At 52.6% G+C, this 21,942-nt stretch carries 19 protein-coding genes and 1 pseudogene; 3 read left to right on the top strand and 17 right to left on the bottom strand.

Annotation, left to right across the window (positions count from 1 at the left end; all coding sequences use genetic code 11):
* Positions 1-6: 6 nt before the first annotated feature.
* The 4 genes from ACOKS3_RS04010 to ACOKS3_RS03995 form a co-directional block, all read right to left on the bottom strand.
* Entirely contained in the window at positions 7-693 is a 687-nt protein-coding gene (locus tag ACOKS3_RS04010) for a retron system putative HNH endonuclease (protein ID WP_065761656.1), read from the bottom strand.
* Positions 693-2,033, bottom strand: coding sequence for an AAA family ATPase (locus ACOKS3_RS04005; RefSeq protein ID WP_197879576.1), 1,341 nt, complete (start codon positions 2,031-2,033; stop codon positions 693-695). Before ACOKS3_RS04005 ends, ACOKS3_RS04010 begins: the two co-directional genes overlap by 1 nt.
* Positions 2,030-2,545 (bottom strand): protein NO VEIN domain-containing protein, encoded by a 516-nt coding sequence (locus tag ACOKS3_RS04000; protein ID WP_065761658.1) that lies wholly within the window; start codon positions 2,543-2,545, stop codon positions 2,030-2,032. The genes ACOKS3_RS04005 and ACOKS3_RS04000 overlap by 4 nt, the downstream gene beginning before the upstream one ends.
* 161 nt (positions 2,546-2,706) lie before the next feature.
* Complete coding sequence (locus ACOKS3_RS03995; protein ID WP_065761659.1) at positions 2,707-2,925, bottom strand: hypothetical protein; 219 nt, start codon at positions 2,923-2,925, stop codon at positions 2,707-2,709.
* Between the two features lie 117 nt (positions 2,926-3,042).
* Between ACOKS3_RS03995 and ACOKS3_RS03990 the strand changes: the two are divergent.
* Positions 3,043-3,313 (top strand): annotated as a pseudogene (locus ACOKS3_RS03990) (WYL domain-containing protein); the annotation flags it as partial.
* A 330-nt stretch (positions 3,314-3,643) separates the two neighbouring features.
* Here the strand turns inward: ACOKS3_RS03990 and ACOKS3_RS03985 are convergent.
* The 8 genes from ACOKS3_RS03985 to ACOKS3_RS03950 all read right to left on the bottom strand — a co-directional run bounded on the left by ACOKS3_RS03985 (position 3,644) and on the right by ACOKS3_RS03950 (position 13,264).
* Entirely contained in the window at positions 3,644-4,051 is a 408-nt protein-coding gene (locus ACOKS3_RS03985; RefSeq protein WP_065761661.1) for an SMI1/KNR4 family protein, read from the bottom strand.
* Between the two features lie 15 nt (positions 4,052-4,066).
* Positions 4,067-4,654, bottom strand: coding sequence for an HNH/ENDO VII family nuclease (locus ACOKS3_RS03980; protein WP_197879575.1), 588 nt, complete (start codon positions 4,652-4,654; stop codon positions 4,067-4,069).
* Positions 4,651-7,845 carry an ATP-binding protein gene (locus ACOKS3_RS03975; protein ID WP_197879574.1) on the bottom strand — a complete coding sequence of 1,065 codons (3,195 nt, stop codon included), beginning with the start codon at positions 7,843-7,845 and terminating at the stop codon, positions 4,651-4,653. The genes ACOKS3_RS03980 and ACOKS3_RS03975 overlap by 4 nt, the downstream gene beginning before the upstream one ends.
* 4 nt (positions 7,846-7,849) lie before the next feature.
* Positions 7,850-8,728: a hypothetical protein gene (locus tag ACOKS3_RS03970; protein ID WP_232108606.1), complete on the bottom strand. Its 879-nt coding sequence runs from the start codon at positions 8,726-8,728 to the stop codon at positions 7,850-7,852.
* A 12-nt stretch (positions 8,729-8,740) separates the two neighbouring features.
* Entirely contained in the window at positions 8,741-10,999 is a 2,259-nt protein-coding gene (locus tag ACOKS3_RS03965) for a dynamin family protein (RefSeq protein WP_065761391.1), read from the bottom strand.
* Positions 10,996-11,949, bottom strand: a complete 954-nt coding sequence (locus ACOKS3_RS03960) for a dynamin family protein (protein ID WP_245704379.1) — start codon at positions 11,947-11,949, stop codon at positions 10,996-10,998. The genes ACOKS3_RS03965 and ACOKS3_RS03960 overlap by 4 nt, the downstream gene beginning before the upstream one ends.
* A gap of 585 nt (positions 11,950-12,534) precedes the next feature.
* Positions 12,535-12,789 carry a hypothetical protein gene (locus ACOKS3_RS03955; RefSeq protein WP_065761390.1) on the bottom strand — a complete coding sequence of 85 codons (255 nt, stop codon included), beginning with the start codon at positions 12,787-12,789 and terminating at the stop codon, positions 12,535-12,537.
* Positions 12,790-13,063: 274 nt separating this feature from the next.
* The gene (locus tag ACOKS3_RS03950; RefSeq protein ID WP_065761389.1) at positions 13,064-13,264 is read right to left on the bottom strand and encodes a hypothetical protein; all 201 of its coding nucleotides are present in this window, start codon (positions 13,262-13,264) and stop codon (positions 13,064-13,066) included.
* A 212-nt stretch (positions 13,265-13,476) separates the two neighbouring features.
* On the opposite strand from ACOKS3_RS03950, the gene ACOKS3_RS03945 reads away from it, so the two are divergent.
* On the top strand, positions 13,477-14,352 hold the full coding sequence (locus ACOKS3_RS03945; protein WP_065761388.1) for a WYL domain-containing protein: 876 nt from the start codon (positions 13,477-13,479) through the stop codon (positions 14,350-14,352).
* 84 nt (positions 14,353-14,436) lie between these two features.
* On the opposite strand, the gene ACOKS3_RS03940 is transcribed toward ACOKS3_RS03945, so the two are convergent.
* The 5 genes from ACOKS3_RS03940 to ACOKS3_RS03920 all read right to left on the bottom strand — a co-directional run bounded on the left by ACOKS3_RS03940 (position 14,437) and on the right by ACOKS3_RS03920 (position 19,049).
* Positions 14,437-16,224: a DUF262 domain-containing protein gene (locus ACOKS3_RS03940; RefSeq protein ID WP_065761387.1), complete on the bottom strand. Its 1,788-nt coding sequence runs from the start codon at positions 16,222-16,224 to the stop codon at positions 14,437-14,439.
* 85 nt (positions 16,225-16,309) lie between these two features.
* Positions 16,310-16,435: a hypothetical protein gene (locus ACOKS3_RS03935; RefSeq protein ID WP_269669825.1), complete on the bottom strand. Its 126-nt coding sequence runs from the start codon at positions 16,433-16,435 to the stop codon at positions 16,310-16,312.
* A 333-nt stretch (positions 16,436-16,768) separates the two neighbouring features.
* Positions 16,769-17,437, bottom strand: coding sequence for an inovirus Gp2 family protein (locus tag ACOKS3_RS03930; protein ID WP_065761386.1), 669 nt, complete (start codon positions 17,435-17,437; stop codon positions 16,769-16,771).
* 490 nt (positions 17,438-17,927) lie between these two features.
* Positions 17,928-18,110: a helix-turn-helix transcriptional regulator gene (locus tag ACOKS3_RS03925; RefSeq protein WP_083199883.1), complete on the bottom strand. Its 183-nt coding sequence runs from the start codon at positions 18,108-18,110 to the stop codon at positions 17,928-17,930.
* A 78-nt stretch (positions 18,111-18,188) separates the two neighbouring features.
* A complete protein-coding gene (locus tag ACOKS3_RS03920; RefSeq protein ID WP_125862959.1) occupies positions 18,189-19,049 on the bottom strand; it encodes a hypothetical protein in 861 nt (286 codons plus the stop codon).
* 649 nt (positions 19,050-19,698) lie between these two features.
* Between ACOKS3_RS03920 and ACOKS3_RS03915 the strand changes: the two genes are divergently transcribed.
* Positions 19,699-20,403: a hypothetical protein gene (locus ACOKS3_RS03915; RefSeq protein ID WP_422763324.1), complete on the top strand. Its 705-nt coding sequence runs from the start codon at positions 19,699-19,701 to the stop codon at positions 20,401-20,403.
* Positions 20,404-21,942 lie beyond the last annotated feature (1,539 nt).

Raw genomic sequence — 21,942 nt, 5'->3', positions numbered from 1 at the left:
CAGTCATTAAATGCTGCTCTGCAGGAAATGGTGAATTGTGGTCGCGTAGGGCTCCCAACGGGTTGCCTCTAGCTCGCCAACCAAATAGGCCTGCCGATCCTCCAGCGACCAAGAGGCCAACTCACCGAGGTCGTCTAGAACCTTCGTCTTATAAAACGAAAGAGTCTTAGCCCTCGCCCCTGAAAGTGCACTCTCATTTAGTCCAAATACGCGAATGGTCTCGGCTGCTCGGTGGGCATTCTCCGCACTCAAGCCACTACGAACACGCACATCGCCGTAGGAATGAAAGTGAAGAAAGTCTGAAGGGTCATGCTCATCGGGCTTGATGAGATGATCAGAGTTGTAGACTGCCCCCCCCGGACGGTCTTTGTAGTGACCGCAATGTGAGCTAGCACCACATGCCAAAAAGAGATTCGGCCATGCGAAAGTCAGTTCCGGATAATGCGCAGGATTTTTTCGGCGAAAGTGCTCGATATGACCTTCATGAAAGATCGTCCCTTCACAGTAGGCACAGCGCAGTCCATATTCATTAGCATCTGGCGTGGTCACTCCTGGGATACCCTGCATCTGAACCAGTGCTGCACGCAACTCTCGTTTGCATTCCGAGCCAAGATCCTTCCATTTCTGAGTTCGGTAGTCGTAGGCATCCAAGCAGGCTGGAGGCGTAACGCTGGTGCGATCAAGCTTATGCATCAATCCTGCCCCCCAGGCTTGCTCGACTGGCGAACCTTGAAGCTTTGAAAGCGAATCAGCCGATCAGCATCACGCAGTACAGGATGCGCCGCGCCATAAATGGCCAGCAGCTTCCCACGCACAACCTTAGCGTCGTAGGTCTCATGCTGACCACTTTCAATGGCGGCTGTGTAATCGGCGATCAACTGCGCCTCATCCACAGGGGGAATAGGGTTTACACCCATAATGTCATTAAGAGCAATTGAGCTCTCCATGCCGAGAATCTCCTGATCCGGCGCCTGCGCCTGCCATTTTCCTTGGCCGTCCTTGAATACCACCTTAATGTTGTCGCGTTTAACAGTGGTGAGCACCTGCGGGCTGTGACTGCTAATTATGAACTGCAGACACGGAAAAGCGCGACGCAAGCTGTGCACCACCTGCTGCTGCCAAGCTGGATGTAAGTGCAAATCCACCTCGTCAATCAGCACGATTCCTGTGCTTTCCAGGGGTGAGCGTTCGCGCATGTAGCCATTAAGACGCACGCAGCGCAGGGCTAGATCAGCAACCAAGGAAATCATGGCCCGCACACCATCGCTCAGCAGACTAATGGGAAGTGCGCCGTGGTCAGGATGAACCATGGCCAACTCGTCAAAGACCACGCTGTAATGAAAATGGCTCCAGCCTTCGCTGGCCATGACAGTATCGACTGCGTTAGCAATACCTTGCAGGCGCGGTTCCAGATTGGAATGTTCGTACCCTGGCTGGGTGCGATGCTGAATGACAGCGAGCGAAGCCTTTTTCATCCACTCCTGCAGTTGTACAAAGCTGGAAAGCGACGACAGACAGTCCTCATAACCTGCCGTACGGCTTTCGGTAAGAATGGCCTTGGTGGCAACGTTCTTATGACTGACCCACAACCGTTTGGAGCTGTAGTAGCGAATGACAGGCAAAGGTGTCTCAGCGCTCGCACGCAACTGGCTCTGCAACGCCTTGCCCCACTCTGCTAGCGGAGCGGCTTCCTTAACTGTTGTCCGCCCCTTGGCACTCATCAATGCGCGTTGCCACTTGATGCTAGGTGTGCTGAGTGCGGCGTCGATAATGATTGGAAAGTTCTGCTCCTGCTCAAAACCTCCATCAGCCCCCCACAACACTCCATAACGAGCATCCGTGCGGCGAATGTGTTCAGACTTGCCCAAATCAAAAGCACCGACGAAGGGACCAAGGGCAGCAGCAATAGCTTCCAGAATGGTGGTTTTACCCTGGCCGTTGCGAGCAGCAATGACAGTTAGCTCGGGATGAAAGTCGATCTCGAAAGCTTCGAAGCGCCGATAGTTCTGTAGTCGCAGGTTTTCTAAATTCACAGGCTTTCCTCTGGCTTAATCGCTCGGGACAACAGCTCACTCAACTCGTAGTTGACGCTGCCAACACCGAACTCCGGCTCACTCTTAAATGGGTGCTTGATGTAATAAGGACCGTCCACCTGCTCACCATCCACCAACACGATGGCGAGGATGTTTTTCTCGCCTTGGTTGTAGCTGGAAAAGTTTTCGTTCTTGATGACTGTAGTTGAGCCCTTGACGCGCCCTTTGACCTCAATATAACGGTCGTCCCCGATGCAGCCATCGGCAGCAACCGGTAGACGTACAGTGATACCTGGGACACCTAACGCCCAAGCTTTGCTTGCCTGGGCCAGCTCAAAACGGGACTCGTCGCTGCGAAAAAGCATCTGGTCGCCATAACCACCGGCACTTTTCTGGTAAACGGCACTGATTGCCGAGTCACCGACCTTGTCGATACTGACGACTTTAACAACCCCGTCGCGATGCAGGCCACGAATCTGAGCGTCTTTTGTGATGTCCTCCAGCTTGACCATTTAAGCTTCCACAAATTCGTCGAATTTATCAGTCTACTTGAATGCAGCTGACCTCGTCATTCGACCCTCTCAGAAATCATGGGGTCAGTAGGAGCTTGGTCTTTGGGCGAACCTGCTATCGGCTACCCCTCAGTCGGAAGCAGCTCTTGCAGGATCAATAGCTACCTTTGCAGCTGCTCAATGTGTGCTTTCTCAGCCCGCAGTGCTGAACGCAGCTCCTGATTTTCCATCTCCCAAATGCGAGCCCAACGCACATCCCTTTTGAAGTCGAGAGCCATTTTCCAGTGCTCGCGTAGCCCCAGGCACTGGAGTACAAGCACTAGCAAGATTGCCCCCATCAACAGCAATGCACCTATAGAAACCGTATCCCACGCAACCATATTCGCCCCTCCATACAGCTCGGAAATTCAGAAGACAGCAAGACGATATGTAATTAAAAAAGACACGTCCAGAATGCAGACTTATGCAGGTAAAGAATTCGAGCATATGGAGAGGGCATGAAACGCAAACAATCCATCGAACAGGTTCGCTGGGACCTAGCTCTTCGCTATCGCCTGATTGAAACCGTAGCCTGGTGGGAAGGCCGGCTGACTACGGGGCACCTGATACAGAGCTTTGGTATCAGTCGGCAGCAGGCATCGAAAGACATTAATACCTACAGCGCTGTAGCATGCGCCCCAAAACCTTACATACGACAAGCAGATAAAAGGTTACGTGCCGAGCAAGACCTATAAACCGCTGTTCATCGATGACAACGCCAGCGCCTACCGTCGGAGCCTTCGGTAGGAATGCCATGGATCAGTGCTCCAGTAGGCGGCTGCACCGTGGACGCCGCACTGACCGCTGTCTCCTTGGCGCTAAGCGCCTTGGCATAGTCCGGTGCTGCGCTTGACTCGATTAGCAGGCAAGAGCCATCGAGAAAAATCGAGGTCGACTTGCCATCATGACATTCCCGGTCCCAAACTGAGTGTGGCTTCAGTCGCCCTACACTCAGTTGGTTCTTCATCCGAAGCTGATAGCCTCCGCAGTTGGATTTTTCCTGTCTACCGGAGTAGTGCGGTCTTGGATATCACGTGAACTCCAATACCGCGCACGTTACTATTCAGCAAAAACATGGTGGATCAAAAAGCTTTCTAGGCTGTCGTCTAGTACTCGAACCACACCGCCATTGGGTGTTGCCCACACAAGGACCTTTTTGCTCTGGTTATCGTAAAGGTAATACTGGCCGTCCCCTATATCAAGCAGAGGTACTGCCTGTGTGGGGTAGTTTGGATCCTTGGAAAGATCCTTGTAGCTCGTGAAAACGTGCAGGTAATACTCTTTTGGAATTCCGAGACCATAGGTTTCATAGGCATCGAAAACAATTACACCGAATGTTGACAGAAAAGATTTATATTCGGGAGAAAGCATAAACCCGAGGTCTTGCTGCAGAGCAATGATGCTGTCTGGATCTGCAGGGCGTGTATTGGCTTGGTGCTTATTGACCAGATTTTCTAATGTCTTCATAAGTAGGACTCGCACTCACTGCTGGTTTTCGATCTGTTCGGCTCGTGCCTTCCAGTAATCTTTTCTCTCTTTATCGAAATCTTCCCGATTTATTTCTGACTCTTTCTGCTTGTTGTGAAGCACATTGTCATTGCCATTACCGCGGTGCTCGCTGCAGGTCAGTTCAGCAAGGGGAGAGTCCTGTTTCTGGCCGATATGATGGAGTTCAATCGGCCTGCCATTGGCATCCAGCGGCGCCTTGCCCATCTGCATACGCTCAAGGTTGGTATTGCCAAACATATCTTTCTGATCGTAATCGATGTCCGTGCGGATCAAGGCATCTTTGCCGTTGACCTCGGCGGGTTCCAAGTTCGCATCCTCATAGATGCGGGCCTCGGCTTCACTGCCGATGACATCCAGCACCTCTTCGGGATAGCCCAGGTTTTCCAGGCGATCTCGTGTTTCAGCGGAGACCTCAGGTAACTCCAGGCGACTCTCCTGAGTGAGCACCATCGGCTTATCTAGATCTGCAAGGTTCAGGGATTTGTCTGGCGTTTCTTGGGCAAGCAATGCCAGCTTCGATGGCACATCGACCTTGTCAGAAGAGAAATTTTCAAGGTTCACAGAACACTCCCAGTTTCACGGTGTGTACGCCACATGGAGTAGATGTCAAGGTGACTGTCATGCTGCAAGCTGAAGTCTTTCATCAAGCATTGTTCTGCGGCCAATGCCAAGGCCGGATCCAGGCCGTTGACACGCGTTTCCAGCACCTCGTCAAGTAAGTCGCTCAGGTGTTGGTAGTCAGACGCTAAGTTGATCGCTTGTTGCACTGATTTGCGACAGCCGAGCAGGTCGACCACCAATTGCGCGGTGTGGGCAAACGCTTGTGGCTTCCATGCGGTGAGTGGTTGATCTGCTTTGTATTCGTCAAGCGCTTGAAGCAGTGCAATTTTACTGCGGGCAATCAAGGGCAAACTGCACAAGCCATTCTCCAGCAGTGTCACGTTCACTTCTGCCGGTGTATTAATACGCGTTGCCAGCAACAGCTTGAGTGCCTGGTGGTGGAACTGGTTGGAGAGAAGTCGGGCTTTGTCATGTGGGCGGTAGTCATAGGGGGTTTCCCTGCCCGCGAATTTCCTGATCTGGCACAGCACCGGTTCCAGCCAGTCGTTCTGGTAGACGATTGCTACACCTTTCGGCAGTTTGGCTATCTCTTCGAGTTGGTCATCACGCAGGGCCACCGACTTGCCGATCAACCTGCGGTCCATCTCATCGGGCAAACGCATAATGATTTTTGTGTTGGTGTTGCGAATCGCAGCAATATCGACAGCATGAGGCGACTGGTCGGCAATGATGAAACCTTCGCCATAGGTGCGCATTTCGGCAATTGCGTTGGTCAACATCTCAACGGATTTGCCAACCACGCTCCCACCTTCTGCACCGCCCTCAGGAGCACGTTTGAGAATATTGTGCGCCTCCTCAAGTACAGTAACGTGGCGCAGTGGTTGATTCATCCCTGCGAAGGACATGCGGTGTTCGCTCAGGCGCATCACAAGGATGCCCATGATCAACGCCTTGGTTTCGGATGAGCCAATGCGACTGAGATCGACGATGACATTGCTATCGAACAGCACAGCGTTGTCGATTTCATCCGAGGTGAAGATCTGGCCATTCAATCCATTGGTGAGCGATTTGATCCGTGTCGATAGCGAACCGATATAGTTGCCCTTGAGCTCCTGAGAATAGGCAGACGCCTCAATCACGGTTTCCAGCGTCACGAGCAGATCGGCAAAGGTCGGGAACAGGCTGTTGCTGTAGCGATTGCTCGAAAGCTCCAAGTCCCAGCCACAGGCTTGGTAGGCCTGCAGGATTGCCTCTTTGAGCACCGCAGGCATGGCCGCATACATTGGCCAGCAGACGTTGAATATCTCAACCAGCCGGTCTACATGCTCCAGTACATGAATGGCTTCAGGGAAGCGGAACGGGTTGATTCTGAGCAGTTCGCTGTGCGCTGGGTTGGTACCGAACACGCTGACATCGGGGCGATGGCCAAAGACGTGTTTGTATTCACCTTTGGCAGGCTCAATCACCAGAAACGGCACACCTGCAGCACTGATTTGGGTGAGCATTTCATACAGCGTGTTGCTCTTGCCGGCCCCAGTCGAGCCGCTGATGAACACATGGCTGGACAGTTGGTCGAGGCTCAGTTGAATGGTCTGAGGCAGGTTCTCCCAGAGGTGGCGGATGTTGCCAAGCGTCAACTTCCGGTCCTCAGCTACCAAGCTTGCATGGCCGTCCAGGCGTTGCACCTTGCGTCCGAAGGCCTGGGTTTCGACCACGGATACCGTTGAGGTAGAGCGCCTCGGCAGGCTCATCTGAATTGCCATTTCCTTTCCGGAAATCAGCGTCGCCGGAGTGACATAGCGGATGGGCACTTGCTTGGAGAAGCTCGGCTTTAGTTGCGGATGGCTAAACGCTGCTAGCCAGTCGAGCACCGCTGACTTGTGACTGGAGGTCCAAGTGGTCAAGGCGAAGTCTTCATGGCTGGATTTGCTGCCGCGAACGAGGCCGAGAAAGATGCTTGCTAGAGACTCGGAAGATGCCGTGCTGTCTCCGATGAAGTAAGCGGCTGAGTTCCAACCGCCGTAGGTCTTGGCTTCGTCGATGCGCTGCAGGTGGTGGTCGATTTTGCTCAACAACTGCTCGATGGTCTTATCGACAGCTTCAATCGAGATTTGTCGATTGGCTCCAGTCGTCCTGTTGAGCGAGTGGCTTTCGGTTGTGCTAGTAGTCTGTGTGGTAGACGTGGTTTTCGAGGCCGATTCGCTCCGAGAAGTACCATGACTTTCACTTCGGCCATGTGCAGTAGATTGGCTGGTGCCAGTGGTCCGTTGCTCATTGAACAATGTACCGAGGGTCTTGCTGCCTAAAGCCGCCAACTTGCCAAGCGTGGTCTGCGCACTGATGGACTCGCTGGTTCCAGTCGTTTCAGTCGTTGAGGTACCAATAGTTTCCGAGGCCCCCTTGGTTTCTGTCAGGCCAAGGCTTTGTCCCAACGACTCGCTTAGACCCTGGCTGATGCTCAGCCCAACGCTGTCACTTTCCTGCTCGCCGAACGACATCTGCCGCTTGAGCAATGGCGATAGTTGCGTGGCCACCTGCTCGTAACCGGCACGGATCAGGTCAAGGTTCTGCGAAGACACCGGCTCAGCGAGAATCACCGCTTGGTAAACACGTTGCTCGGCCGCGTCGATAAAGCGTTCCAGCCCCTGCATGAAATGTTCGCGGTTTTCAGTTGAAAGGGCAGGCACGCCGGTGACCGCCGTGATACTCGCAACAGGGTTGCTCTTTTCTGCCTGCAACGAGTTCAGCAGCGTATCAACGGCGTTTACATCGAGGGGATGTAGGGCGCTGCCCGAAAAATGACCCTTGAACGTTTCGCGCAGCAACTCACCGGAGTTGTGCCCGAGCATCTTCCCTGGCTCGCCACGCGTACCAATGTACAGGTCGGTTTCACGGCCATCGGAGCGTAGAAAGAGGAACACCGAGTACCCGGCGGCGCCCAAAGCGGTGTAGGCGGCAGTAGTACTCTCGAGCACCGATTGCTTGTTGTCCTGAACGATTCGTTCGACACGATAAATGCGCATGTCGCTTGACCGGTTGAACGACACGCCTTTTCCGGCAGCATGAACCGGATACTGCCCCAGTTCCGATAGGTAGCTGCGATTGATCAGTGCTCGTCCGGCCTCCAGAGCCAACGCAGCATTTTGCTGGATGTCCTGGATAGCCAGTGGGCTGAGGGTTGTTGTGCTCATAGGGTCATTTCACCAGCGCAACCAGAAAGACCACCACAGCGGCGATGGCACCGCCGATCATCAGCGCCGTTTTGAGTACCGGATTGCGTTCCGGACTGAAAGCGGTGGAGCTCGGACGCTGGGATTGAGAGGATGGCCGTTGAGTACTTGACGCCAAAGGCTCTGCCTGGCTTGAGGTGGCCTTGGGTTTTGCGGCGAACCCTTCAACGCCTCGTTCACGCAGCAGTCCACGTACTTCAATCAGGTGCAGGTAGCGCTCTTCTGCAAAGTTGGATTTCAGGTACACCACTTGGCCGTCGTAATACTCCGATGTCCAATCGTTACGATTCGGATTGGTTGCCCGTGCAAAGGCTTTTTCCGAGTAGCTTTCACAGAGGCCAGGCACCTTGGTTTTAGCCCATGCCAACGCCGCGCGTAGCTCTTCGCTTGGCAGGCGATTGTCATTGAGTTCCATCCGCAGCGCAGTTCGGATCGTCAGCAGGTCACCTTCATCGACGAACTTTTTGAGATTGGCAGACGGGGTATATTGCATCGAAGCGGTCCCTGGTTTTTCAGTGCGGGGTTGTTCTGAAGACGGAACGAAGCCCTTGATACCCTGTTTGCGAAAATGATCTCGAACCTGGATTAGGTGCTCCAGGCGTTCGCGGGAAAAGTTGTGTTCAGCAAGAATTTTGTGGCGGCTGTAGTAAGCGCCGTTCCAGCTGACCGGATCATTGTCGATCGCGCTTTTAGGATCGTTTGCTTCATAACTGACAACCAGCTCTGGCGTCTGTAGTGCTTGAGCAAGGACACCCAGCAGCAGTTCGGTGCTCAACTGAGCATCATCCAGCGACAGCAGAAAGCTTTTGCGAGCCTTGGAGAGCGTTGCGGTAGAAGTGGTCATATGAGCTCCAGATTAAACAGCCAAGGTGTTGTCGAGTTTACGTTTGAAGGCTTCGATCCAAGCGTGCAGATCCTTTGCCTCTCTGATTGCCAATTCACGGGCATTGCGATCACTGGTTTTTTCACTCAGTGACACCAAAAGCTCACTGAATTTGCTATCGAACTCGCGATTCATAAAGGCCAGGAATTGATCGATCAGGCGATTTTTGCCGATTTCAATTTCGTTTCTGGCGCTGTCCACCAACCGCGAAAACTCTGTTTCAACTCGTGTGACGCGCTCTTTCCACAACGCCTCGAGATCAACATAGGTTTCAGTTCCATACTCACGAACGGTGCGTGTTGAGCCCCAGGAGAAAGGGTTGTACCACTTGCTGTCACTCACCTCGCGGGTGCTGATGACAACTTCCCGCTCTTTAATCTCGTTGTTTTTCACGTTGAGATTGAACGAAATATCCCCGACCGTTTTCTTGATACCTTCCAGAATTGGTAACTGCAGGTGTTGGGTGTCTTTGAACAGATCCGCGATGTAGAGTTGGTACTCCTGATGCAGGTCCTGGCGAATGATTTCCTGGCTGGAACTGAATAGCGCCTCATAAGCGTTAATCAGCTTTCGGTGCTGGAACTGAAGCTGTTCTTCAGCTTCCTGGATGCGCGTCTCGGCGATGCTAACCGTCACATTATTGTTGCTGAAGCGCTCTGCGAGTTTTCGCAAGATAGGCTGAATGACATTCTCCAGCTCAGACAACTCACGCTCGGTAGCGGCGGGCAGGGCTTTTCCTTCCCGGGCGACCTTGTCCTTGTACGCCGCCGTATCGAACCCTTTCTCCTGCCGTTGTTGCAGGGCTTGAATTTCCTCATTGACGTGGGCAAGGAAGCGCTCATCCTGATCCAGCTGCTCGATCAGCTCCGCTTCGTTGAGGCCGATCTCGATGGCCTTGGTCATGGCGTCATAAGCGCGTTTCAACCGGTGCGGGAAGTTGTACTTGTCGATGTACTCATCGATCATCGCCTCGACCGCCGGCAGACCACTGCTCAATAACAACTCGGAGTGTTTCTTCTCCTGTAGCGTACGTTTTACCCGTGAAGTAATCGGCATGTACTGAAGCAGGTTCATGCTCGGCTCTTCGCTGAACATGTCGGCCATAGCAATGTATTCACCGCGTTCCTTACGGGTGTGCTCATCACTGGGCTTGCGAATCAGTCGCGTGAGGTTGGCCGATACCGGGTAGATCAACGGGTTATGAATGCCGTTGGTGGTGAGGTAGTCGTTGACACGAGCCAGCACCGAGGGCAAGTCTTCGCCATTCTCGGGGTCGAACACGTCCATTTTGTTGATCACGAAGATAAAGCGGTCTTTGCTCTGCTTGCCGCCCTTGCGCATGGTATCAGCAACCAGGCCCAGCAGGTTACGGTCGTCATTAGTGCCCAGTTGGCTGGCATTGAGGACATAGAGGATCAGCGGATTACGCTTGGAGTCCTGAATGAAGCCCATGGTGGTACGTTGATGTTCTTCGTCCTGGCTGTTGTTGGGGCCGGGGGTATCGGTCAGTACCAGGCGAACGCTGTCACGCTCCTTAATTGCTTCGATGTTGCCTTCGATATTGATCTGTTGAGTATCAGTCAGCAGGTTCCATTCCTTGAGCGTCTCCAGAGTGACGTCATCATCCTGGCCGACTTTTTGCCCATTGCGGTTGATTCGCTGAGCGGCAAAACGCCCGCTCATCGCGTCGTTATCGGTAATTTTGGCAATGGTCGCCGTAGTGGCTTCGTTCGCTGCCGGCAACAGATCACGGCCGAGCATGGCGTTGATCAGTGTCGATTTTCCGGATGACATCGTGGCCACGACATAGACATCGAAGTCACGGTTGAACGCTTCATCTACCGACTTACGCACCTCATCGTTTTCGGTGATGAAGTGTTCGAACTTTGGATGCTGGCGCGCCTCTACCATAAGTTCGCGAATCTGCTCCAAGCGGGTTTCGGTCGCAACAGTTTCAATCCAGCTCAGCTCAATCTGCATGCCTTTAGAAGAGGCGACTTCAGCGGCCTCGACGATGTCCAGGTAGTCAGATTCAACACCCTTGAAGGTAATGTTGAATCTGTTGTCGCCATTGAACAGGTTGCTCAACTCATCGAACAGCTTCTCAACCCAGAGCTGCAGCCGCGACTCCTTATAACTAGACAGTTTGCAACCATCAGCAGGCGCCTGGCCATTAATCAAAAACGTCGTGTCGACGGTGAATGGATTGTGTTTGATTTCGATAATGTTCATAGAGTCTCAACCAATTGCCGTTGATGTTTTATTAGGGCTTCAACTGTTTTCAGACCACTGATGGCAACCAGTTGCTGTAGTTCGTTTTTCTCGCAGGCCTGCTCGTCGGAGGCTTTGACCTGACGTTGTCGCTCCAGGCTCGCCAACGCCTTGAATACCCGCTTCTTAATGGGGTCGGGAACCACCGTCGCGTGAAGCAGGGCACGTTTGTTATCGCCAAGCTCATCCAGGGCCTGTCGAAGTTTCGAGCGCTGGGCACGGGTCAGCGCTTCGTCCTTTAGTGCCTTGCGGGCGTAGAGAGCGGCATTGGCCATGGTTGGAATGATCATCGGGCTCTTGAAACCGATGGACGTCAAGTAGCGGTATGCGTTATCGACATAGACGCCGATTTCTTCACCTTTGTCAGGGTCGAGTAAGTCGACTTTATTGAGAATGAAATAAATGAGGTGACCGGGTTTCTTTGCCAGCTCTTCGCGAAGTTGCTCCAGGAACAGACGGTCATCCAGCGTGCCCAGTTGGCTGGCATTGAGCACATAACACAGGGCCTTGAAGGATACAGTGCGTACTGTCTCAAGCATCAGTTGGGCATGCCGTTCGTCCTGGCTATTGTTCGGCCCGGGTGTGTCGTGAAGCACTAGGCCGGGAGCAGGACTGGGAACGATCTTGAAGCTACCTGACAGGCTGATGCGCTTGACTTCGGTGTTGGCGTTCCAGTCACGAACAAGCGCCGCCGAAGTGTTTTGCTGACGGGCCAGTTCCTGGTCGGTGTAAGAGTAACAAGCACCGCTGAAGCATCTCGAGCCCTGGCGGTGCTCGATACTGGTCATGCACGCTGTGGTTGCTTCGTTGGCAGTATGCAAAAGCTCCTGCCCGATCAAGGCGTTGATGAAGGACGTCTTGCCGGCGCTCATGGTCGCCAGAACCAACACGTCGAAGGTTTCCTTGACCACAGGTCTACGCGACCTGAGTGTAGTTGCCCGTGTTTTTTTGGGCGCTATTGGTTTCATTTCCTTACTATCCCTATCCCTATCCCGCCGGAACGCGTCTGGCAAAACTAAACCATGGGTGCATTAAGGCAGCACGGTAGCTCCGATCGCACGTACCCATTAAGCAGTCGGCCGGAATTCAATAGTCTTTAACGCTATTGATGAATAGGCCCTATGGGGCTGCTGACTCACGGATTTAAGCCTGCGCTCTGCCAGTAAATTGATATCAATTGGCTATCACGCCATTTTAGAGGATCTAGTACCCAAGGGGTCTTTCCCGAGAGGTGACTCGCTTGGGACAATGCAGATGTGGGGCTCGCCAGGGAGTCTCCGGAAAAATCCCGTTTGATCTGCTGAAAAGGTGCCTCGCTGAACATCTGCGGCAGAACATGATCCTCGATGATGACCTGTATTCACATTTCTCCTCCCTGGGATTTTCTGATGGGTGTCATGTTCCGTGAGGTGCTCGATTCATCATACTCGCCGGTACTGGCAAACTGCCCAGATCTTGACTCGTTTCTCTGTTCGAATGCCGGGCCCCAGATCGAATCAACGTGGCCTCACCTGCTCGGTGAACTGGCTAAGCGAATTCTGCAGTTCCCGAACGCGCTTGCGCTCGGCCTGCAGCGTGCGCTTGAGCTCGCGATTTTCACTTTCGAAGATGCGCGCCCAACGCATGGCCTCGCGGCAGCGGCTAAAGCCCTCCCACAGGTCGCGCAGCTTGATGTATTGCAACAACATCACCAGCAGGATCACGCCGATCATGCCCATTGCGATCAACGCAACCCAGTCATAGGTACTCATGTGTCTTCTCCTAGTGAGGCGATGTGCCTTCATGCCATGAAGAAGATATGTATAGTTAAGCGACAGATCTACTGTGTAGACCCATACAGGTAAAGTATTAGCACACATGCATAACTGGTGGAGGCAAGCCCTCTTTCGCTCAGGTAGCTGGCAAGGCCAGCTGAAAGAGGGGTAATCGACGCAGAGTCCTAGTGCCGGTCGACACATTCCTCGAACGGCATCAACTCTCATGTGTCAAATAACCTTACACACGAGAGCCATGTCCCCACGGCCCTCACAAGCGCCAACGTGCGAGTAACTCCGCCTTGGCGCCCTTGAGCCAGCCCGCCTGGCGGATGGTCAACGCCTTGCTCCCCCATTTCGCGCATCGCTCCGGCCACTCGCCCGGCATCAAAACATCGCTGCGCGGTGCCACGGTCCTGCTCCAGCCACACGCGTCGCAGACACAGGTAAACGGCTTGGGTTTGATCGGCATTGCTTCTCTCCTTGATACCTATGCGAATGCATTACCTGCGGCCAGTGCCCTGGTAGTGCCTCCAGTGATGCCATGCTCTCATCCCAATGTCGGCATCGTCGCTTGTCAGCTTAACTTGGATCTACAGCGGACCTTGCACGATACGTCACTTGTCACGACAGGTCTTTCCTATAGAGTGACGCTACCCACCCCATCAAACATCAGGAGAGCCAATGAAACGCAAGCAGACCGTCGAGCAGGTGCGTTGGGACCTGGCACTACGCTACCGGTTGATAGAAACCGTCGTCTGGTGGGAGGGGCGCCTGACCACCGGCCACCTGATGCAGAGTTTCGGCATCAGCCGGCAACAGGCCTCCAAGGACATCAACACCTACATCACCGAGCATGCGTCAAAGAACCTGGCCTACGACAAACAGCTCAAGGGCTATGTACCCACCAAGCAATTCAAGCCCAGGTTCATCGACGACAGCGCCAGCGCCTACCTGCACCTGCTGTACCAGAACAACGAACGCGCGCCCCATATCGACGGCCTCGCCCTGGCCTATGCCCACACCAATGTGCTGGAAGTCCCGGACCGGCCGATTCGCCCGGAGGTGCTGCGCCCCTTGCTCAAGGCCTGCCGAGAAGGCCTGCGTCTGGAAACCGAGTACGTGTCGCTGAACACGCCGAACGTGGAAGTTCGCCTGATCGCCCCCCATACTCTGGTCTACACCGGCATGCGCTGGCATGTGCGCGCCTATTGCGAAAAGAACGGCCAGTATCGCGACTTCGTCCTCAGCCGCCTGCGCGGGAAGCCTGACTTGCTCGACGAGTCGCCCAACACGCGGGCGCTGGACGAAGAATGGAATTCCGAGGTGCAGGTCATCTTCGAGCCCGACGGGCGACTGAACGCGGCACAGAAGGCCATCATCGAAGTCGACTTCGGCATGCATCATGGGCAGTTGGTGGTGTCTAGCCGCAAGGCCTTGGTGAAATACGTGCTGCAGCGCTTCCACATCGACCCGCGTAACCTGGCTACCAGCCCCGAGGCGCAGCAAATCGTGGTAAAAAACCTCAAGGATTTGCGCCCCTGGCTGATGACCGACTGATGCCGCCAGCTCAATGCGCCGCGCCGGTGGCGGGATGTGGCCCACCATCGGATCGGCAGCTCGCACAGGTCAGTTGTAGGTGGCTTACGCTTCAGCCAGGTCGGTCGGCGTCAGCGGCCAACGCTTCACCGCGAAACTGGCCAGCACCTGGCTTCGCTCCACTAGGGCGTTCTTCGAGTACGCGGGACTGCAGTTGGCGCCACTGGCGGCCAATGCCTTGATCAAATTGAACTGCGAGTTCCTGTAGAGCTTGGGTTCGCTCATCTTCTTCTCCGCAGAACAGTTACTGCACGCACTGTTGATGCGTTTCTCCAGCGGCGCCAGGTTGCCGATCAGGTGGAGGTGCTCCAGGTACGATTCCGTACTGTGGAAGCCATACAGGCGCACGCCGAACGAGGTTTCCTGGGGCAGAATGTGTTCGATCGTCAGCCCCTCGGTATTGATAAGTACAAGGTCGCCTATTTCCAGATCAGATTGGCCCGCCTCCCGCCTTGCCGCCCCCTCAGCCTCAAGAAGAATGCGCGGTAGACCCGGGTTCCTGAACATATCTTCGTTGACCAGCTTGGCTTCGAACCGGGCACTGGGCATGAAGCGCTGGCAGAAATTCACTAGGCGCTCGGCGATCTGCAGCGGGCTCAACCGACCGAAGTCTCGCATCAGCGCGGCCATGTCCGCCTGTGGGTTGGTACCCTGTAACTTGAATACGCGCAAGTCTGCCAGCTCGACCAGTTGCAGCAAGGTGTAATCCAGTTGCTGCGGGACGCGAACATCGAGCATCCGCTCATTGTGCAAGCGCACCAGCAGCGGATAGAGGGTGGCGGCCAGGTCCTGCACTACCAACAGCAAATACAGCTCGCGATTGCTGCGAGTGGCCTCAGCCAGTGCCAGTAGACCCTTGAAGAACCGCTCCAGGTCACATACGTAGTCTTCGATGAAAGCCGCCAGGCGTTCGGGGTCGTTGCGCATACCTTTGAGCGCTGGCTTGAGGAACGACTCCAGTACCGTCTCCGAAGTCGCACCATGATCCGCACCCGCTTGCACGTCATGCTTCTCACCATCAAAGGCGAAGTAGTGATAGCGCAGCACATCGTCCTCACGGAAGGGGTCCCGATTAATCATGCGAATCTGGTAGCCCGTCTCCCCTGCCAGTTTCTTCAAGCGGCTGAAGCAGCGGAACGCCTCGCCAAAACGGTCGGAGACCAACGCATCCAACTGGCCGCCCAGGAAGCGGTTGGAGTAGTAGATCAACAGGCTTTTGGCGATATCCATCTTGGCCAGGGGCACACCACGGTCATTCACCGACTGAAACATACGGATGGCCTTGCCCTCGTTGACCTCAGTGAAGTCCAGCACCTCGAGGCGGCTGATCGCAAGCAGCCAGTTCTTGATGGCCTCCTGCCCCTGACGGGTCTTAATGTTCGCCACCCGCTGACGAATCCAGTGATGGGCGGCCAGCAGCCGCTGCTGGCCATCGGACTCCGGCTGTGGGTGCTGATCGTTGAGCAGCGCGGTGAAGAACTCCTGATTGACACCCAGCACCGTGAATTTCGGGCCGTGCACCGGATGCTTGATGTAGGTGCCCCGGTAATGCTCCTTGATCGCCGGTTCCTCAACCGCATCCACCAATGCTTCGAGCAACAGGGTCAGCGTCGTCAGGCGTTGCTGCCCATCCACCACCTTGACTGGGGCCGTCTTGCCCATCTGGGACAGGATGAAGGTGCCCAGGTAATGGCCACCATCCAGCTCCATGGCCTCCTCGATATCCTCGAAAAGGTCGTCGATGTTGCTGGTCGTCCAGGCGTAGTCCCGCTGGTAGGCAGGAATTTCCAGGGTCTTCCCCGTGAAGAACTGTTCGATGGTTTGTGTAGCCAAGATCCGTTTCCTTATGTGATCGGCGGGCGCGAAGCCGCGCCCAGCCTATCCCGGCGGATAGCTTTTAGCCATAACCCGACGCGCGTCAAACCGAACTGGCGGCCGCTTCCCGCGCCGCTTTCTCACGCTTCATCTCGCTGTACTCGCGATACAGCTCATAGCTCTTGGTGGCGATCACGATAAAACCGACAACGGCGAAAATGTTCTTCATGGCTGGCTGCTCCTGATTGATCGACTTGGTTGCCCATACCCTAAGCAAAAGTCCATCTCCCCGTCCAAGATGTCTATTCATACAGGTAAACAAACGCAGCGGATTCAGAGGCGACCGGTAGGTCACCCCCCCCTATCTGCATTGCCATCTCCGGCCATGTGTAAAGTTTTTAGGCGCCGGGCGCCGTTTCGCGCAACCCACGCCACCACGGCGACTACCAACGGGCACTGCCCCTTCACCGTGACCTGGATATCCCATCACCTCCAGGGAACTTATTCTGTAAATAAGTTCCCATACTGGGTGGATACACACTAACCCAGTACCAACACATTCCTATGCTCGGCTGTATCCAAAGCCATGTGCTCCATCTCCATAACGCTTTGTGGCCGCCTTGCAAAGATAGCTGGCTCGATAAAACAGTTCAGGCAACTGATCCACATTTCCTGGCCGGACATTCCGATCTACTCGGTACTCTGCATTCTTAGGGATTTCCACCAAGCCCTTCACTTGCTCAAATTCGCACTTCAGCGCACTGGCCCAAGCCTCCTGCATACGGGTGATCATATTAGGCCTCTGTGGCTGCAACCGCCCTACTGTGTAATAGGCGTCTCTGTTCAGAAGGATCAGCAAGTGGTAATGCGGACGCCCTCCCCAGCCCACTTCTCTCGCCCAAACGTAACGCACCCTGCAGTCATGGGCGTACTTGTTCTGCTCACGCGCCTTATCACGGTTATGCTCAATTTTTGCTTTGAACGACTCAAGGAATCTACTGATCACACGATTTGACAAAGCGTCATCCGGAATCCCCATCAGACGTGGAAGACGCAAATCCACCCGGAAAGCAATCACCCTAGGATACTGATCAAGGGCAAGGTTAATGGTGCGATTCAGCGCTTCAAGGTACCCAAGTATAAAAGGCCCTTTTTCAACCATTATCGGCAAACCTTGGAATATAGCTGCTGAGTACAAACGAAGATTACGGTTTTCGGAAAAACGAAGCATGGTTACTATCTACTTTGTTAATGTTCATATCTTCAGTCAACTTGGTAGTTATTTACACGCCCACCACAACCCATTGAGCTAGACCTCAATGGGCTCATCACACAGACACCAACTCTCAACAACAACCACCTAAGAAAAACTGTCAACCCCCAAGCATAAAACAGACAACCATAATAGATACACTTTGAAGGGTCCTCTATCACTTAACCTAATGATTAAATAGATATCAGATTCTACATGAGCGATAGACAAGACTTATTAGAAGGTAGTAATTAAACCATTAAAGCATACTACCCACACCGAAAACCCCAGCAGTAGAAACCCAAGAGAAAGTTAAAGAATTCCTGTTCAGAATCAGAAAATCAACACTATCAAAAGGTCCGACAAAAAAAACATCATGTCCGGGAGTCAACCGGACATGATTTTTTCATTGAAAGAAAATAAAGCAAACAAGAAGCAGACCAGATGCCAAGGACAAGCCCATCAAGCCCTACTGATTGCGCTCCACTAGCCTAGTCTGAATCCAACCATGAACCTCAGACTCCAACCAGCCAACAGAGCGCCCGCCTAGCGAAAGAGGCTTCGGAAATATCCCTTCAGCAACGTATTTATACACCGTAGATCGGGCCAGACCTGTTGTTTCAATAACAGTTTTCATTCGAAGTATGCGCATGATCAACTCCTCAAATCCGTACACAGGATCTAGGAGGTCGGTAAAGAGTTACTGCCCACTACTGGCATACAGAGCGACTTACCCCCGATACCGATAGCGCGTAGGAGTATGAACCTGAAAAAGAAGTCCAAAACGATAACGGTCAATTTCAGGCAGTTCCTCCTCACTTGAAAACCTCTCGCACGCAGGCTCGCCAAGATTGCTCTCATTCATGACAAAGCATTCTCCTGCTCGAAAACTATTACCAGGAACAATCAACAGAGACCGACCAACAGCAAACCGCCCAAAGTATGGACCGGGCTCAAAACTCGGCAGGATCTGCAACCCGGCAATTTCGTGCGAAAAACCCTTAACACTTAAAACCAAACTCTGGATACGCCGAGCCATCAAAACAGCGACTACATAAATGAACTCAAAAAACAGCTCGCCTCGAAGGCCGTCATCCTTGAAGTCTCGCCCTAAGCCCGTTCCTTTACTGAAATCTTTCTTGATTCGCACCAGCAATTCATCATCAGAGTTAAACTGACCTAGCTCCAAGGCTTTCCAATGTTTGGACAGCAGCCCTGACGCGTACTCCTCCAATCTAACCTGAAGCGCTCTCGACGAGCTTCTATCCTTGGCTAAAGAAGAAAACAACCCCGCCAGCGCATTAAATCTATCGCTATCAGGCAGTATTCCAGAAAACTTTTTATGCCTCTCGAAGCCCAGCCCTTTGCCAAGCCCCGCAGAGCCAATGATGGCTGCAACCTCACTCATCCCCCCCGAATCCCCACTGGATTTCGAGACGAAAGTTAGCGCGATCGCTCCCGAACTACCTTTTTGAAAAAAATTATGGTGAAAATTAATAAAATAAACTGACTTTGAAACACCCAATGCAACAGACGTTGCAACACCAGGGATCACCCCTCTCATGACCCTCAGAGCGATCAATTTGTGCACCTGGGCCTTTATTCGATCTCGATTCAGACCAGTAGCCCTGGACAGCCTGGATACTCCGACTCCCCGTACAACCCCAAATTGATCGGCGTACAGAAGCAGAGTGGACAGTAGCAACCGATTACAAACACTCAAGCCACCCTTACAGTTTTCTGCAGAAGGGTTTAGTACGTGATCAATTCTCAGTCTATTTATCACATTGAGCTTTTCGTTCTCGCCTTCCAACAACCTGGATAATTTACTTGAAGCCCGATACCCACTCTTGGGACGCCCCCGCCCGCAGACGATAGGGGTGCGTATTAAAAGATCTTCGGCCACCAATTCAGACAGAGCGCTAGATACCACACGATCCGTAGCACCTGAGACCTTGGCTAACTCCTTAACCCCGATTGTGATCGACTCGCACAGCCCGTACAGCTGCACGAACCTTACAAGGACAAACTTCGCCTCAGGGCTGATCCCAGCCAATCCAAGACCCAACAGAACGCAGTGCATCACCCACCCTCATCCCTTTAGAAAGGCAGCCATTAAATCGTAGAATAACACCCTGTTTCAAGTGCATAAAGAATAGCTTATGCTACTACGTAACGTCACTCCGTAACGCCACACAAAAAATCATTCAATTTTAATAAGCGCATTAGCGAGGGATTCCTTGGAAAAGGCACAAAACAGGCTTGGATGGATAAAAAAAGACAACCAAGACATGCTGAAGTGGGCCATTCGATATTTAAACAACCACAGAGCAAGTATTCCCGAACAAACCACATACGAGGAACTTATAGGGGCATCTGAGAAATGGCCTGACAGTAGCGAAATACGAGAAATTCTAAAAAAGATGAAAGGCGCCTGGCGTCAAAAGAAACTGAGAGAAAGCCTAAACGGGAAAAAGCCCAGAAACTTTATACTTTCGACCTCAGCAAATAAAGCCCTGGAAACTCTAGCCAAATCAAGAAACAAAAACATAACTGACACACTGGAATGGCTAATTAAAAGCGGGCTTGAAATCAAAAACCAATACCGCAGCCAACTCAACGAGCTAAACAAGTCCCATCGCAAACAACTCGACAATTATCAAATAGCAGCTGTCACTCTCACTGAAAAACTAAGCGAAGCCCTAACCGAATCCTGCAAATTAACGCTTCAAATTGAAACATTAACCCCCAACCCGGAAAGTCTCCCAACCCCACAAAAGGACCAAATCGAAATACTCTTCAGAAAGAAAAAATCAACACTCTTGAAATCAAACACCATCATCAAAAGAGACGCTATACGAATACACGAAAGACAGATACAACCAACAACCCATTACATTGAGCAGGAGCAGGAGCAGGAGCAGGAGCAGGAGCAGGAGCAATAAAGAGATTATAAAAAATCACCCCATCAATACTGTAATCGAAAAATCATCACTAACCATGAAGACAGACCAAACCCTACTCTCATTATTTAATTTTTGTTTTATAGTTAGCCAGTGAGCGCTTCGAGTTTTGGCATTGACACAGCACCGCAATTGCGCTGGTCATTTCCAATAATTTTGACATGTTAGCTCGATGCTTCCTGCCCCTGAAGATATGCCTTGGAGAAGTGCTAAGGTCAACCTTTAGTGCGTCATCCAACACCTTATGACGGTTTTCCTTAGGCCGACCATTGGTACCAACTGACACCCGTGATGGGAAAGCATCCCTGCCATAACCAAGTTATTCTTGAGTAATTCACCAAGTCTGTTACGGGCGATGATTAGCGTTCACTTTAAGTAGTCATATAGAAATCTCTTCCAGCTCTTAGCCACCGGCACCGTCCGCTTGCGCCACCAGGGCCTAAAGGATGTTTTTTATATTAGCAGCCAAAATACGCTTATACGCATTAGGATCGATCCGCAACCTTCGAACAAGCTTTTCGTTTATGGACTGCTTAAACTTTATAAGGTGCCCATTCGCACTCATTTTGATCGGCAGGAACAATTTCAGACAGCCGTTGGTTAGAGATTTTTCCATCTTGGACTTTGCAAGCTTGCTGGATGCCCTCAGGATATCAAAGCTAGTGGCTCGACACTACGTTAAAATCTTCTCGTAGATACCAAATAAAATCATGCCATTACATGAGGTGCGTCCTTGAGGCAACCCGAGACTTTCATCATTTTAATGGACAGAATGATCTGGCGGGTCGAGCGCTGCTCGCTGGCGCGTGGAAGACTGCACATTGCTGCTGGGTGAACAATCTACCCTGATAGTTCCTATTAATACCTGATTGGCACACTATCAAGTCAAAATAGGGTTCCAGTCCGTCAAGGCCACCGCCAGGCTAAAAAAAATCATAGCTCCTGATCATATATGAATCCGGCCACTTGTGGTGGAAAATCTACCTGCACCGACTTCTCTTACAAAATCTAATCGAGATCACCAGCAATGTAACTCACAAACTTGAGAGGTTCTGAACTGACCATTATGGCGTACATCAAATCGCGTTTACTTCGCGGCAGTAATTTCGACCAACGTATTGCAATCGCTCGTCCAGAACGCGCTATTCTGACCATGAATACAGGCAGCCAGCAGAAGTGCAATAGTGACGTCTTGTAAAATCAAATCAAATTACTCTATCCAGACCTGTCGCCAGCATGGGTTAACCCGCAGCACCTCTCAATGCGTAGGCTCCGGGTACTGGTCCATGGAACAAATCGCTCGCCAACCTACCCAAGGCCCAGGCTGGGGTCTGCTCAAACTGGACCTCGACGTGATCGAGCCCTGTGCATGAGGAACTGAGCTGAAAGGACTTGAGGTGGAATAGACTAGCTTGGGATTCGGGAACGGTGAAATGATGGGATTTGGAAGATGGAGAGGGTAGACCCAACTCCACGCTTTGAGCTTGCTGCTCGTGAGAAAAGAATCAGCTCCCGTCCCTA

This window comes from Pseudomonas sp. HS6-2 (assembly GCF_049325675.2).
Classification (GTDB): domain Bacteria; phylum Pseudomonadota; class Gammaproteobacteria; order Pseudomonadales; family Pseudomonadaceae; genus Aquipseudomonas; species Aquipseudomonas putida_N.
This window is presented reverse-complemented; position numbering and strand designations above follow the sequence as displayed.

Coding starts and splice junctions, on each gene's coding strand:
- ACOKS3_RS04010 (WP_065761656.1), bottom strand. CDS start 693: ATGCATAAGCTTGATCGCACCAGCGTTACGCCTCCAGCCTGCTTGGAT.
- ACOKS3_RS04000 (WP_065761658.1), bottom strand. CDS start 2,545: ATGGTCAAGCTGGAGGACATCACAAAAGACGCTCAGATTCGTGGCCTG.
- ACOKS3_RS03995 (WP_065761659.1), bottom strand. CDS start 2,925: ATGGTTGCGTGGGATACGGTTTCTATAGGTGCATTGCTGTTGATGGGG.
- ACOKS3_RS03985 (WP_065761661.1), bottom strand. CDS start 4,051: ATGAAGACATTAGAAAATCTGGTCAATAAGCACCAAGCCAATACACGC.
- ACOKS3_RS03975 (WP_197879574.1), bottom strand. CDS start 7,845: ATGAGCACAACAACCCTCAGCCCACTGGCTATCCAGGACATCCAGCAA.
- ACOKS3_RS03970 (WP_232108606.1), bottom strand. CDS start 8,728: ATGACCACTTCTACCGCAACGCTCTCCAAGGCTCGCAAAAGCTTTCTG.
- ACOKS3_RS03965 (WP_065761391.1), bottom strand. CDS start 10,999: ATGAACATTATCGAAATCAAACACAATCCATTCACCGTCGACACGACG.
- ACOKS3_RS03955 (WP_065761390.1), bottom strand. CDS start 12,789: ATGAGTACCTATGACTGGGTTGCGTTGATCGCAATGGGCATGATCGGC.
- ACOKS3_RS03950 (WP_065761389.1), bottom strand. CDS start 13,264: ATGCCGATCAAACCCAAGCCGTTTACCTGTGTCTGCGACGCGTGTGGC.
- ACOKS3_RS03945 (WP_065761388.1), top strand. CDS start 13,477: ATGAAACGCAAGCAGACCGTCGAGCAGGTGCGTTGGGACCTGGCACTA.
- ACOKS3_RS03935 (WP_269669825.1), bottom strand. CDS start 16,435: ATGAAGAACATTTTCGCCGTTGTCGGTTTTATCGTGATCGCCACCAAG.
- ACOKS3_RS03930 (WP_065761386.1), bottom strand. CDS start 17,437: ATGCTTCGTTTTTCCGAAAACCGTAATCTTCGTTTGTACTCAGCAGCT.
- ACOKS3_RS03925 (WP_083199883.1), bottom strand. CDS start 18,110: ATGCGCATACTTCGAATGAAAACTGTTATTGAAACAACAGGTCTGGCC.